Origin of the sequence: Kitasatospora sp. NPDC097605 (assembly GCF_040302725.1) — a bacterium.
Classification (GTDB): Bacteria; Actinomycetota; Actinomycetes; order Streptomycetales; family Streptomycetaceae; genus Kitasatospora.
Genome location: NZ_JBEOSF010000001.1, coordinates 267,724 through 281,250 on the forward strand (window position 1 = coordinate 267,724; position 13,527 = coordinate 281,250).

Annotated in this window: 12 protein-coding genes; 8 read left to right on the top strand and 4 right to left on the bottom strand. The window is 74.8% G+C overall.

Features of this window, described 5'->3' with window-relative positions; all coding sequences use genetic code 11:
- Nucleotides 1-99: 99 nt before the first annotated feature.
- The 6 genes from ABTX81_RS01215 (at nucleotide 100) to ABTX81_RS01240 (ending at nucleotide 6,250) form a co-directional block, all read left to right on the top strand.
- Nucleotides 100-1,020, top strand: coding sequence for a ribokinase (locus tag ABTX81_RS01215; RefSeq protein ID WP_350540819.1), 921 nt, complete (start codon nucleotides 100-102; stop codon nucleotides 1,018-1,020).
- A 44-nt stretch (nucleotides 1,021-1,064) separates the two neighbouring features.
- A complete protein-coding gene (locus ABTX81_RS01220) occupies nucleotides 1,065-2,411 on the top strand; it encodes an NtaA/DmoA family FMN-dependent monooxygenase (RefSeq protein WP_350540820.1) in 1,347 nt (448 codons plus the stop codon).
- 28 nt (nucleotides 2,412-2,439) lie between these two features.
- Entirely contained in the window at nucleotides 2,440-2,988 is a 549-nt protein-coding gene (locus ABTX81_RS01225; protein ID WP_350540821.1) for a flavin reductase family protein, read from the top strand.
- Nucleotides 2,981-3,457, top strand: coding sequence for a riboflavin kinase (locus tag ABTX81_RS01230; protein WP_350540822.1), 477 nt, complete (start codon nucleotides 2,981-2,983; stop codon nucleotides 3,455-3,457). The genes ABTX81_RS01225 and ABTX81_RS01230 overlap by 8 nt, the downstream gene beginning before the upstream one ends.
- A gap of 114 nt (nucleotides 3,458-3,571) precedes the next feature.
- Entirely contained in the window at nucleotides 3,572-4,276 is a 705-nt protein-coding gene (locus tag ABTX81_RS01235) for a nicotinamide mononucleotide transporter family protein (protein WP_350540823.1), read from the top strand.
- A gap of 444 nt (nucleotides 4,277-4,720) precedes the next feature.
- Entirely contained in the window at nucleotides 4,721-6,250 is a 1,530-nt protein-coding gene (locus tag ABTX81_RS01240; RefSeq protein WP_350540824.1) for an alpha/beta fold hydrolase, read from the top strand.
- A 63-nt stretch (nucleotides 6,251-6,313) separates the two neighbouring features.
- Here the strand turns inward: ABTX81_RS01240 and ABTX81_RS01245 are convergent, their stop codons facing one another.
- From ABTX81_RS01245 to ABTX81_RS01255, 3 genes are all read right to left on the bottom strand, one after another.
- Entirely contained in the window at nucleotides 6,314-7,282 is a 969-nt protein-coding gene (locus tag ABTX81_RS01245; RefSeq protein ID WP_350540825.1) for an SMP-30/gluconolactonase/LRE family protein, read from the bottom strand.
- 154 nt (nucleotides 7,283-7,436) lie between these two features.
- The gene (locus ABTX81_RS01250; protein WP_350540826.1) at nucleotides 7,437-9,677 is read right to left on the bottom strand and encodes a glycoside hydrolase family 3 C-terminal domain-containing protein; all 2,241 of its coding nucleotides are present in this window, start codon (nucleotides 9,675-9,677) and stop codon (nucleotides 7,437-7,439) included.
- A 110-nt stretch (nucleotides 9,678-9,787) separates the two neighbouring features.
- Nucleotides 9,788-9,928, bottom strand: a complete 141-nt coding sequence (locus ABTX81_RS01255) for a hypothetical protein (protein ID WP_350540827.1) — start codon at nucleotides 9,926-9,928, stop codon at nucleotides 9,788-9,790.
- Nucleotides 9,929-10,039: 111 nt separating this feature from the next.
- On the opposite strand from ABTX81_RS01255, the gene ABTX81_RS01260 reads away from it, so the two are divergent.
- Nucleotides 10,040-10,687 (top strand): TetR family transcriptional regulator, encoded by a 648-nt coding sequence (locus ABTX81_RS01260; RefSeq protein ID WP_350540828.1) that lies wholly within the window; start codon nucleotides 10,040-10,042, stop codon nucleotides 10,685-10,687.
- Here the strand turns inward: ABTX81_RS01260 and ABTX81_RS01265 are convergent.
- Nucleotides 10,680-11,270 carry a TetR/AcrR family transcriptional regulator gene (locus tag ABTX81_RS01265; protein WP_350540829.1) on the bottom strand — a complete coding sequence of 197 codons (591 nt, stop codon included), beginning with the start codon at nucleotides 11,268-11,270 and terminating at the stop codon, nucleotides 10,680-10,682. The two genes, ABTX81_RS01260 and ABTX81_RS01265, sit on opposite strands and share 8 nt — an antisense overlap.
- Nucleotides 11,271-11,541: 271 nt before the next feature.
- Here ABTX81_RS01265 and ABTX81_RS01270 point away from each other — a divergent pair, with 271 nt between their 5' ends.
- Entirely contained in the window at nucleotides 11,542-13,215 is a 1,674-nt protein-coding gene (locus ABTX81_RS01270) for an FAD-binding dehydrogenase (protein ID WP_350540830.1), read from the top strand.
- Nucleotides 13,216-13,527 lie beyond the last annotated feature (312 nt).

The window sequence follows — 13,527 nt, forward strand, 5'->3', positions numbered from 1 at the left end:
ATCGGGGCGGTCTTTTCATGAGGAGGCTACTTGACGGCCGGGGGGTGCTGGTACAGCATGTCGGAAATCGATCTCCCAAGGATTCCCCAAGGAGCGTCAATGCCGTCCATCACCGTCGTCGGTTCGGTGAACCGCGACCTCGTGCTGAGCGTCGAGGGCCTGCCGCACCCCGGCGAGACCGTGCTCGCGCGGCACTTCGCCGAGGGGACCGGCGGCAAGGGCGCCAACCAGGCGGTCGCGGCCGCCCGCCTCGGATCGCGGGTGCGCCTGGTGGCCCGGGTCGGCGCGGACGCGGCCGGCCTGCTGGCCGCGCTCGCCGCCGAGGGCGTGGACGTCACCGCGGTGCGCTCGGACGAGCAGCACCCGACCGGCCTGGCCGCGGTGGTCGTCGACGGCGCGGGCGAGAACACCATCGTCGTGAACCCGGGCGCCAACGCCGCCCTCGGTGTCGAGGACCTGCCCGCGCGGCTGGTCCGCTCACCCGGCGAGGTCGTCCTCGTGCAGAACGAGATCGCCCCCGGCGTGGTCGACCTGGCGGTCCTGCGCACCCGAGAGCAGGGCGGGACCGTCGTCTTCAACCCCGCGCCGGCCCGCCCGGTCGCCCCGGGGGTGCTGGCGGCGGTCGACGTCCTGGTCCCCAACCTCGGCGAACTCGCCTCGCTGCTCGGCGCCGCGCGGCCCGCCGGCCTGTCCGAGGCCCGCGCGCTGCTGGAGCACGCCGTGCTCCCGTGCCGGTCCGTCGTGGTCACCCTCGGGGCCGACGGCGCCCTGCTCAAGGAGGCCCACGGCCCCGGCGTCCTCCACGTCCCCGCGCCGCGCGTGGACGCGGTCGACACCGTGGGCGCCGGCGACACCTTCTGCGGCGCCCTCGCGGACTCGCTCGGCCGCGGCGCCGCCCTGCCGGCCGCCGTCGAACGGGCGGTGCGCGCCGCCTCGCTCGCCGTCACCGGCCTCGGCGCCCAGTCCTCCATGCCCTACGCGGCCCAGCTCGACGACCCCTCCCTCCCCTCCGCCTCCTGACACCTCCCCCACGGGCCCCTCACCAGCACAACGGAGAACCACCCATGAAGAACCTCAAGATCGGCCTGTTCGAGAACGCCCAGACCAACGCGAGCGGCACCGCCACCTGGCGCCACCCCGACAGCCGGCGGCACCTCTTCGACACCCTCGGGTACTGGCGCGAGCTGGCCACCCTCTGCGAGGACGCCAAGCTGGACTTCCTCTTCCTGGCCGACGCCTGGGGCTGGTCGGAGATCGACGGCACCCGCCCGCCGATCGCCACCGAGGAGACCCTCGACCTGCCGCGGCTCGACCCGGTGGTGGTGGCCTCCGCGCTGCTGTCGACCACCACCCACCTGGGCCTGGTGATGACCGGCTCCGTCCTCGTCGAGCCGCCGTACGCCTTCGCCCGCCGGATGGCCACCCTCGACCAGCTCTCCGGCGGCCGGATCGGCTGGAACATCGTGACGACCGGCACCGCCGACACCGCGGTCAAGGCGTTCGGCATGGAGATGGTGGCGCACGACGACCGCTACCGGATGGCCGAGGACTTCCTCGACCTGGTCTACAAGTACTGGGAGGGCGCCTGGGAGGCGGACGCCCTGGAGAAGGACAAGGACGGCCGCTTCGCCGACCCGGCCAAGGTCCACCTGGTCGAGCACGAGGGCCCGTTCTTCCGCTCGCAGGGCTACGGCAACACCGCCCGCTCCCCGCAGGGCACCCCGGTCCTCTTCCAGGCCGGCGCCTCGCCCGCCGGGCGCCGCGTCGGCGGACGGCACGGCGAGTGCATGTTCGTGGGCAGCGGCTCGGTGCAGCAGCTCGCCGGGCACACCGCCTCCATCCGCGAGGAGGCCGTCAAGGCGGGCCGCCGGGCCGACGAGGTGAAGGTGATGTCGGCGTTCTCCTGCGTCGTCGGCGCCACGAGCTCCGACGCCGAGCGCCGCTACCAGCGGATCCTGGACGCCCAGCGGCCCGAGGTCACCGTCGCCAGCTACGCCATGTTCACCGGGCTCGACCTCTCCTCCTACGCGCCGGACACGCCCATGACGGAGCTGTCCACCGAGATGTCGCAGACCCAGGTGGCCCGCTTCGCCGGCAAGACCGTCGGCGACGTGCTCGCCGACTGGCACACCCACGGCGTCGGCGCGCGGCCGGTGGTCGGCACCGCCGAGGAGATCGCCGACGAGATCTGCGCCCTCGCCGAGGGTGCCGACCTCGACGGGTTCCTGCTGTCGCCGGCGGTCCAGCCGGCCTCGACCGTCGAGTTCGTCGAGTCGGTGCTGCCGATCCTCCACAAGCGCGGCGTCTTCCGCGGCGAGTACACGGAGGGCGAGAGCCTGCGCGAGCGGCTCACCGGTGCGGGCGACCGCGCGCTGCCGGCCAGCCACCCGGCGGCCCAGTACCGGCACTGAGAACAGCACCCGCGAGGAGAGGATGTCGATGACCATGGCCACCCGTGCCCCCGAACCGGCCGGGACTTCCAGCCAGACCGTGCCGACCGAACCGGACGGGCTGGACACGGCGACCCTGCGGCAGGCGTTCGGCGCCTACCCGACCGGCGTGGTCGCGATCAGCGCGCTGCGCGGGGACGAGCCGGTCGGGTTCGCCGCGAGCTCCTTCGTCTCGATCTCGCTGCAGCCGCCCATGGTCGCCGTCAGCGTCGCCCGCACCTCCACCACCTGGCCGCGCCTGGCGGAGGCCGGCGTGCTGGGACTGAGCGTGCTCAGCCACGGCCAGGGCGCGCTCTGCCGGCGCCTGGCCTCCCGCGAGGGCAGGCGTTTCGACGGCGTCGGGTGGACGGCGACGCCCGAGGGCGCCGTGCTCATCGAGGACGCCGCGCTCTGGCTGACCGCCGGGGTGGGCGCGGTCTACGACGGCGGCGACCACGAGATCGTGCTGCTGGAACTGCTGAGCGTGCGACTCTTCGCCGGTGTGGAGCCGCTGGTCTTCCACACCAGCCAGTTCCGCGAGCTGCTGCCCCATGCCTGAGACCCCCGGGCCCGGCACCCCGGCCGCCCGCCCGCACCTCACCGGCACGGTGGTGCACGGCGCCGGCCGGGGCCACGGGCTCGGGTTCCCCACCGCCAACATCGCGGCCGGCCCGGACTCCCCGGTCCCGCCGGCCGCGGTGTACAGCGGGTGGGTGGTCCGCCACCGCACCGGCGCGGCCCACCCCGCGACGATCAGCGTCGGGTCCAACCCGACCTTCTGCGACACCGCCGACGTCCACGTCGAGGCGTACTGCCACGACCTGGCGGAGGACGTCTACGGCGAGCGGGTCACCGTCTGGTTCGCCGAACGGATCCGCGACACCGTGAAGTTCCCGTCCCCCGCCGCCCTGGTGCGCGCCGTGCGGGAGGACGTCCGGCGGTCCGAGGCCGTCCTCGCCTCGGACCGCGGGCGGCGCGTCCGCGACGACGCGCTCGCCGCGCACCGCGGCACCATCACCACTCCCTGAGGCCCCCGCACGGTCCTGCCCCCACCGCCGTGCTCCGCGCCTCGTCCGACCGGCCCCGTCCCGGGCCGCAGCTCACACCCAGGCTTGTTCCCCCAGCAAACAAAGGTGTAGGTCATGAGCGCACTTGAGTGGCTGAACGACCAGTTCAGCTTCTTCGGCATCCCCGTCTACTGGTCCGACTTCCTCGGCAACATCCTGGCGCTCGCGACCGTCTGGCTCGCCCTGCGCCGCTCGCTCGTCGCCTGGCCGGTGCAGATCCTCGGCTCGATCCTGCTGCTGATCGCGAGCCTGAACGTCCACCTCGGCGGCAACGCCGCCCGGCAGATCGTGATCATCGCCTCGGCGTCCTGGGGCTGGGCCACCTGGCGGCGCAGCAGGCAGCAGGAGGGCACGATCAACGTCCGCTGGGCCTCCTGGCGCGAGCGCGCGGTTCTGATCGCCGTCATGGCCGTCGGCACCTTCGCGTTCGCCGCGCTGCTCAAGGCCAACGACGCCTCGTTCTACCCGGGCGCCCCCTGGTGGATGGTCCTCGCGGACGCCTGGATCTTCGTCGGCTCGATCCTCGCGATGTACACCCAGGCCCGCCGGTACGTGGAGTTCTGGTTCGTCTGGCTGGCCGTCGACCTCGTCGGCGTCCCGCTCGCCATCCACTCCGAGCTGTACTTCTCCGGCATCGTCTACGGGATCTTCTTCATCATGGTCCTCATCGGGATCCGCGACTGGGCCGCGCGCAGCAAGGGGCAGGAGATCGCCTCCCCGCTGGAGCCGGCCGTCGTGCTGGAGGGCCGCAACGACACGACTCCGGCCACCGGGTCGTAACCCGGCCGCGGCGGTCCGGTGACGGCCACGTCCTGCGGGCGGCTCTCCGGCTCGCAGGACGTGGCGTCGACGGTTCTCCGTGCTCCTTCCGGTGAGCCGCTGGACGGAGCCGGGCGGCCGCTTGAGGCGGACCCTCGCGTTCTCCGTCGGACTGACGGAAAGAACCCCGACGGCGGGGGCGTGCTCGCCGTCCGGGTCCAGCTCGCCGCCCTTGCCTCGCTGGTCGGACGGGTAGGGATTCTCGGCCTTCTCGGTGCACTCCTTGATGTTCTGCGAAAGCCACGTCCTGGTTCCTTCCGTGCGCCGGCCGCGCGTGGTCCTGAAGTCGTAGCGGGGGAGGGGCACTTCGGCGGGGGAGTGCGCTACCGGCGGCGGATGCGGCCGGCCGGCGGGGGCGCCTAGCGTCACCCCGACGGCCCGCCGAAGCACCCGAGGGGAAACCACGTGATCCGCGCCGCCAAGTCGGCCGCCGCCCTGGCGGCGCTGGCCCTGACGCTCCTCACCACGCCGGCCGCGGAGGCCGCCGCCGACCCGCTCGCCGCGCTGCGCGACCAGCGGCCGCTCTGGCACTCCTGCGCGAGCGGCCCGGACGACACCGCCGGGGCCGAGCTCGACGCCGCCGGCGCCCGCTGCACCGAGGTCACCGTCCCACTGGACTACCGCCACCCGGACGGGCCGACGACCGGCGTCGCCCTCTCCCGGCTCCCGGCCACCGACCCCGCCCGCCGCCTCGGCACCCTCTTCTACAACCCCGGCGGACCCGGCGTCCCCGCCCGTCACCTCGCCCTCGCCCTGCGGCAGGCCGCCCCCGCCGTGGGCGAGCGCTACGACATCGTCGGCATGGACCCGCGCTTCGTCGGCGCCAGCACCCCGCTCGACTGCGGCTGGCCCACGGCCGGCCCCGGTTCGGCCGGCCCCGACCGGCTGGGCTTCGACCGGGCCGCCGAGGTCGCCAAGGACCTCGCGTCCCGCTGCGCGCCGTACCGCGCGCTGCTGCCGCACGCCTCCACCCGCAACACCGCCCGGGACATGGACCTGGTGCGCGCCGTCCTCGATGAGCCGACGATCGCCTATCTCGGCTCCTCCTACGGGAGTTACCTCGGCGAGGTCTACCTCCAGCTGTTCCCCGGGCGCGTCGGGCGGGCGGTGTTCGACGCCGCGATGGACCCGGACCGCTTCGGCCCCGACCTGACCGCCACCCAGGGCCCCGCGATGGCGGCCGCGCTCACCGCCTGGGCCGCCTGGGCGGCCGGCCACGACGACCGCCACCACCTGGGCGCGACCACCGCGGAGGTGCTGGCCTCGGTCGAACGCGTGCGGCTGGCCGCCGGGCGCGCCCCGCTGACGGTCGGCGCCCACCGGGTCGACGCCCGGGCACTGCCGCAGGTGCTCTGGACGGTGTCGGCCGGCGACGACGCCGCCACGTACGAGGAGTTCTCCGCCCTGGTGCGCGTCCTGGCCGACGCCGCCGCCGGCCGGCCGGCCCCGCCGACCGCGCTGCTGGAGGCGGTGCTGACCGGCCTGGCGGCCCCCGACACGGGAGGCTACGCCGCCGTGCAGACCGCGATCATGTGCGCGGACCGCCCCGCCTCGCGCGACCCGCTCGGCTACTACCGCGACATCCAGGCCCACCGCGCCGACGAGCCGCTGTTCGGCCCGCTCACCCGCAACCTCACCCCCTGCACCTTCTGGCCCGTCGAGCCCGCCGAACCGCCCACCCGGGTGCGCAACGCCGTCCCGGTCCTCCTGGTCGGCGCGGACGGCGACCCGGCCGCCACCTACCCCGGCCAGCTCTCCGCCCACCGCGCCCTGACCGGCTCCCGCCTGGTGACCCTGCGCGGCGCCTTCCGCCACACCGTCTACGCGGGCCTGTTCGCCCCCCGCGACACCTGCGTGGACACCGCCGTCGACCGCTACCTCCTCGACGGCCTCCTCCCCGCCCGGGACCACGACTGCCCGGCGCCCCGCCCGTAGAACCCCGGGGGGCACACCCCGGGCCCGCCCCCTCAGGGCGGACCACGGGGGCGCCGGCGGACCCTAGGCGCTCCGGCGCAGGCGGGCCGTCAGGAGGTTGGGGTCCTGCTGGGTCAGGTACGCGGCGTCCGCGATCCAGACGCGGTCGCCGCGGACGGCGACGGAGGTGGGGTTCTGCAGGCCGTCCGTCCGGTCGAGCACGATGGTGTGGGTGCCGTCGTCGGCGATCAGGGCGACCTCGCTGCTGCCGTTGAGGGCCGCCAGGGCCTGGTTGCCCCGGCCGGTGAAGGCGAAGTCGTCGATGCCGGGCAGGCCGGTGGCGGCGACCCGGGTCGCACCCGCGCTGCCGTCGGACCGGATCGGGATGCGCAGCAGGGTGCCGTGGTCGAGGTTGGTGACCCAGACGGCCCCGCGGTGGACCTTGACGCCGTTGGCACCGAGGAAGCCGGCGGGCCGCAGGGCGGCGCCGGTCGCCCACGGGACGGCGGTTCCGCCGCCGGCGGGGATCCGCCAGACCGTGCCGAGGACGGAGTCCGCGGCGTAGAGCTCGCCGGTGCACTCGTCCCGGGCGAGGCCGTTGGGCAGGGCGTCGGCGGGCAGCGCGGCGACGCGCTCGGGGGTGCCGCCGGGGGCGAGCCGCCAGACCCCGGTGAGGTCGGCGGTCCCGGTCGCGTAGAGGAAGTGGAGGACGCCGTCGTCCGAGCGCACGACGCCGCCGAGGAACGGGGAGGCCAGCACCGGGGTGGTCGCGCCGGGCGCGGGGGCGGGCAGGGTGGCGAGGACGCGGACGGCGCCGCGGCGGTCGATCTCGGCCACCTGGCGGGAGAAGGCGAAGGTCACGACGGTGCCGCCGTTCGGCAGCAGGGTGAGGTTCTCCGGCTGCTGGCCCCGGGCGAGGTCGAGGTGGGCGACCGCCGTCGGCGCGGTCAGCGGGGGAGTCGAGGCCCGGGCCGGGGTGGCGACGGCGGTGACGGTCGAGGCCACGGTGGCGAGAGCCACCGCGGAGGCCTGGAGCAGGGGCGTGAAACGCATGGTGCGGTCCCTTGGTGCGTGACGGGTGAGGTGACGCCGGGTGCGGCGTCACCTCACCGTAGGAACGCGCGGTGCCCCGCGTTCGCGTGTCAGCGCACGGCTTCTGGTCCCAGCCGGAAGCGCGGGCGCGGCCGTCCCCCGCTCCGGCCCGCGGCTACCGCTTCTGCCGTTCCGCCACCTCCGCGACCAGGGCGGTGATGTGGGCGCGGGTGACGCCGAGGCCGAAGCCGGTGAACTTCAGCAGCGGCACCTGGACGGCGGTGGCGAGGAGTTGGGCGTCGCTCTCGGCCAGGGTGGAGGCGAACGGGAGATCGGCCAGGTGCTCGGCGAGGACGGCGGAGCCGATCGGGTGCGCGAGCCACTCGCCCAGGCTGGACTGGGGGGTCAGCGGGTCGAGGACCCCGTCGCCCGGCGTGCGCAGCCAGCTGCGCAGGCGGATGTCGCGGGAGGAGGCGCCGACCTCGACGGTGAAGGTGCCGGGGTCGATGCGCCAGCCGCCGCGGGTGGTCGACCAGCGGGCGAGGTCGCGGCCGGTGAGGTGGAACTCGGCCCGGCCCGAAGCGCCCGGCTCCAGGCGGAGCTTGGCGAAGCCGCGCAGCTCGTGGCGCGGCCGGGTGGGCCGGGGCTCGTCGACGGCGAGGTAGAGCTGGACCACCTCGGCGCCGCCGCGCGGGCCGGTGTTGGTGACGGTGACGCGGGCCGTCCAGGTGTTCTCCCCGGTCCGCTCCACCTCCAGGTCGTCGTAGCGGAAGGTGGTGTAGCTCAGGCCGTGGCCGAAGGGGTAGGCGACGGGGAGGTCGACGGTGTCGTAGTGGCGGTAGCCGACGTAGCGGCCCTCGCCGTAGACGCTGTGCCCGTCCTGGCCGGGGAAGTGGGGGTAGGACGGGGTGTCCTGGAGCCGGAGCGGGATGGACTCGGTGAGCTTGCCGGACGGGCTGTGCGCGCCGAACAGCAGGTCGGCGACGGCGCTGCCGCCGGCCTGGCCGCCGAGCCAGGTCTCCAGGACGGCCGCCGCGTCGTCCTGCCACTCGGCGACGGACACCACCGACCCGTTGGCGAGCACCACCGCGACCCGGGGGCAGACGGCGGCCACGTGCCGCAGCAGCTCCACCTGCTCGGCGGGCAGGGCGATGTCGGCGCGGTCGAGGCCCTCGGTCTCGGCGGTGTCCGGGAGGCCGAGGAACAGCAGCACGGTGTCGGACTCGGCGGCGAGGGCGACCGCCTCGGTGGCGAGGACGGCGTCGGGGGCGCCGTCCAGGGTGAAGCCGGGGGCGAAGGCGAGCGCGAGGTCCGGTCCGGCCTGGGCGCGCAGTGCGTCCCAGGCGGTGTCGACCCGGGTCGGGGTGACCCGGGAGCTGCCGTGGCCCTGGTAGCGGGGGGTGCGGGCGAACTCGCCGATGACCGCGACGCGTTGGTTGGCCTGCGGGTCGAGCGGCAGCAGTCCGCCGTCGTTCTTGAGCAGCACGGCGCCGTCGCGGGCGGCCTCGCGGGCCAGTTCGTGGTGGGCGTCGGTGTCCCAGGCGGCCAGGCGCTCGGCCCGGTCCACCCGGTCGCGCAGCCGCAGCACGCGCTCGGCGGCGGTGGCGACGGCGGCCGCCTCCAGCCGGCCCTCCTCGACGGCGGTGACGATCTCGTCGTCGGTGCCGGTCGGCGGCATCTCCAGGTCGAGCCCGGCGGCCAGGGCGGCGACCCGGTCGTTGACGGCGCCCCAGTCGGACATCACCAGGCCGTCGAAGCCCCACTCCTCGCGCAGGATCCCGGTCAGCAGCTCGCGGTGCTGGCTGGCGTGCACGCCGTTGACGCGGTTGTAGGAGCACATCACGGTGTACGGCGCGGCCTCGCGGACGATGTGCTCGAAGGCCGGCAGGTACAGCTCGCGCAGCGTCCGCTCGTCGACGTCCGCGCTGACCCGCATCCGCTCCGTCTCCTGGTTGTTGGCGGCGAAGTGCTTGACGCAGGCGCCGATCCCCAGGGACTGGATGCCGGTGACGACGGCGGCTCCCATCCGTCCGCTGACGTGCGGGTCCTCGGAGAGGTACTCGAAGTTGCGGCCGCACAGCGGGCTGCGCTTGATGTTGACGCCGGGGCCGAGGACGACGTCCACGCCGAAGACGGACGCCTCCCGGGCGAGGGCCGTGCCGACGCGGCGCGCGAGGTCGGTGTCCCAGCTGGAGCCGAGGGTGACGGCGGGCGGGTAGCAGGTGGCGGGCAGGCTGGCGCCGAGGAAGGAGACGCCGGGGCCGTCCTCGGCGGGGCGGCGGATGCCGTGCGGGCCGTCGGAGAGGGTGAGCGCGCGGACCGCGTCGCGCACCGGGGTGGTGGTCCACGAGGTCGCGCCGGAGGTGAGCGAGGCCTGTTCGGCGAGGGTCAGCTCGGAAATCCGGTCGGAGGTCATGGTGGTTCTGCTCTCTCTGCGCTGGGGCGGGGGCGGGGGTCTCGCCGGTCAGGGCGCGTCCGGCGACGGCGGGACGCGCGGGGGCGCGGTCCCCGGGGAGCGGCGGCCGGTCAGCGGACGCGGCGCACGGGGAGGACGGCCAGGCCGCCGCCGACGGTGACGGCGATGGCGAGGACGCGCGCCGGTTCGGGGGGTCCGGGCGGTGGGGGCGCCGGAGCCGGCGGGCGGAGGTGGGTGGGGGTGGTGCTCACGGACGGCTCCTTCGCCGTGCGGGTCCGGGGGTGACGTCACCCTAGCCATGAAAACTTAGACACTCAAGGTTTTCGTCCTCGCGCCCCGCCGCGGCCTCGTAGAATCCGCTCATGAGCAAGCCCAGGGGCCCCTACGCCAAGACGTCCTCGAAGCGGCAGCAGATCATCGAGGCCGCGCTCGCCGCCTACGCCGAGGCGGGCAGCCGCAAGGTGTCGGTGCGCGACATCGCCCAGCGCGTCGGGATGACCGACGCCGGGGTGCTGCACCACTTCGGCGGCCGGGAGTCCCTGCTCACCGCGGTCCTCGTGGCCCGTGACGCCGCCGCCGAGGAGCGGTTCGGGGTGTTCGAGGCCCGTGCCGCGGACGACTTCCTGCGCATCCTGGCCGCCAACGCCTCGACCCCCGGCCTGGTCAAGCTCTTCGTGGACCTCGCCGCGGCCGCCGCCGAGCCGGACCACCCGGCCCACGACTACTTCGAGGAGCGCTACGACCGCTACCGCGAGCGGTTCACCGAGCAACTCGTCGAGCAGGCCGCCGCCCGGTCGGCGGCCGTGGAACCGGCCACCGCCGAGCCGGACGCCGTGGCCGCCGACCGCGCCGCCGAGGCCGCCTGGGCGGCCCGGATCCTGATCGCCGCGACGGACGGGCTGCAGCTCCAGTGGCTGCTCGACCCCCGGATCGACATGGCCGACGACATCCGCCGACTCGCCGGCGTCCTGCTGGACACCCTGGCGGACCGGGAGCGCCGGGTCAGCTGACCGGACCGGCCAGCAGTGCCCGCCAGCCCCGCCGGACCAGCCCCGGAACGTCCACCGAGGGGTCGTTCAGCCCCTGCAGCTGCGCCCCCTCGACGAGCGCCAGGAACGCGGCGGCCGTGAAGTCCGCGTCCAGGCCCGCGCTCACCGAGCCCTCCGCCCGCCGCGCCTCCAGGTGGCCGCGGACCGCCGCGCGGAACCGCTCGAACCGCTCCCGGAAGTACCGGTGGGCGGGATGCCCGGGGTCGAGCGAGGACGCGGCGAGGTGGACGTAGAGCCGCGTGCGCGCCGGGTTCGCCGCGTTGGCCTCCATCACCCGCGCCATGAACTCGCCGGGATCGCCCGCCCCGGCCAGCGCGTCCCAGCGCAGCGCCGCCAGCTCGTCGGTGCCGCGCAGGACCTCGGTGAGCAGCTCGTCCTTGGAGGCGAAGTGGTGCATGAGCCCGGTCAGGCTCATCCCGCTCTCCCGGGCGATGGCGCGCAGGGACGTGCCGCGCTCGCCCTCGCGGGCGAACACCTCGAAGGCCGCCGCCAGGGCGCGTTCACGCTGCGCGCGTCCCTTGGGCGTCGAGCTGCGGTTGGCCACGGGGGGAGTTTATGCGACCGGCCGCAGGTCTCCCCGGGTGAACCCTTGTCGCGAAAAACCGAACGCTGTACTGTTTCGGTCACCTCCCGACCCGAAGCGAAACCAGGGCACCGACGCGCGCCCGGCCGGTCGCCGACGCCGCGCCAGCGCCGCGGCCGGCCGCCTTCGGCAGTCCGACCCTCCCTCAGCACCCCGCGCCCGCCGGCCGGACCGGCGCCCACCGCCCCCGCCGTCCGTGCGGGCCCGTGACGGCACTTCCCCGAGGACACCCATGGACACTGACGTCATCATCGTCGGAGCCGGCCTGGCCGGACTCACCGCCGCCCACGAACTCACCTCCCGGGGACGCAAGGTGATCCTCGTCGACCAGGAGAACGCCGCCAACCTCGGCGGCCAGGCCTGGTGGTCCTTCGGCGGCCTGTTCCTCGTCGACTCGCCCGAGCAGCGCCGGATGCGCGTCAAGGACTCCTTCGACCTCGCCTGGAGCGACTGGCAGGGCAGCGCGCAGTTCGACCGTCACGACGGCGAGGACCGCTGGGCGGTGCGCTGGGCCCGGGCGTACGTCGAGTTCGCCGCCGGGGAGAAGCGCTCCTGGCTGGCCGGGCACGGGCTGCGCTTCCTGCCCACGGTCGGCTGGGCCGAGCGCGGCGACCTGCGCGCCGACGGCCACGGCAACTCGGTCCCGCGCTTCCACGTCGCCTGGGGCACCGGCACCGGCGTGGTCGCGCCCTTCGCCCGCTCCGCCCGACAGGCCGCCGCCAAGGGGCTGCTCACCTTCCGCCACCGCCACCGGGTCGACGAGCTGATCGTCACCGACGGGGCGGTGACCGGCGTCCGGGGCCGCGTCCTGGCGCCGGACGACGCGGCGCGCGGCGCGGCCTCCAGCCGCGAGGAGACCGGCGACTTCGAACTGACCGCGCAGGCCGTGGTGGTGGCCGCCGGCGGCATCGGCGCCAACCACGACCTGGTGCGCGCCCACTGGCCGGCCCGGCTGGGCACCCCGCCCCGGCACATGGTCACCGGAGTCCCGGCCCACGTCGACGGCCGGATGCTCGGCATCAGCGCCGACGCCGGGGCGCGGCTGGTCAACAGCGACCGGATGTGGCACTACACCGAGGGCCTGCACAACTGGGATCCGGTCTGGCCCGGCCACGGCATCCGGATCCTGCCCGGCCCCTCCTCGATGTGGTTCGACGCGCTCGGCCGCCGGCTGCCCGAACCCTGCCTGCCCGGCTACGACACCCTGGGCACCCTGCGCCATCTGCGCACCGACCCCGAGCTGACCGGGCACGACCACTCCTGGTTCGTGCTCACCCAGAAGATCATCGAGAAGGAGTTCGCCCTCTCCGGCTCCGAGCAGAACCCCGACATCACCGCCGGCGACCGCAAGGCCTTCGTGCGCGAGCGCCTGCTCGGCAAGGGCGCGCCGGCCCCGGTCGAGGCGTTCAAGCGGCACGGCGAGGACTTCGTCGTCGCCACGACGCTGGAGGAACTGGTCGAGCGGATGAACGCGCTGACCGCGACCCCGCTGCTGGACGCGGCGGTGATGCGACGCCAGATCGAGGCCCGGGACCGGCAGCTGGCCAACCCCTACACCAAGGACGCCCAGGTGCAGGGCGTGCGCAACTCCCGCCGCTACCTGGGCGACCGGCTCGGCCGCACCGCCGCCCCGCACCGGCTGCTCGATCCGGCGGCGGGCCCGCTGATCGGCGTCAAGCTGCACGTGCTCACCCGCAAGACGCTCGGCGGCATCCAGACCGACCTCTCCTCCCGCGCGCTCGGCGTCGACGGCGAGCCGGTGCCGGGGCTCTACGCGGCCGGTGAGGCGGCCGGGTTCGGCGGCGGCGGCGTGCACGGCTACAACGCGCTGGAGGGCACCTTCCTCGGCGGCTGCCTGTTCTCCGGTCGCGCGGCCGGCCGCGCGGCGGCGGAGGCCACCGTCTGACCGCCTCACCTCTCCTGCCGTCCCGATCGCCGCCGCCGGCCGTCACGTCGGCGGCGGCGACCGGGTGGTGGTGACGGATTCCGGCCAATCGCCGTCCCGACCCTGCCCGGTTGCGGTCGGGACGGGAGGGGCTCATGGTGTTTTTGGTCACCGAGGGGTGTGTTTTTGGTCGGCCGGGCTGGACCGTCGAGGTGTTGCCGCGAGCGGGTTGCCCGGACTGGTGATCGATGGTTTCCTCGGTCCTCGTGAATTCATTGGTATCAGAAGTCTCATATGAACCTGATGTTTCAGCAGCTCATGACGGATCATTAG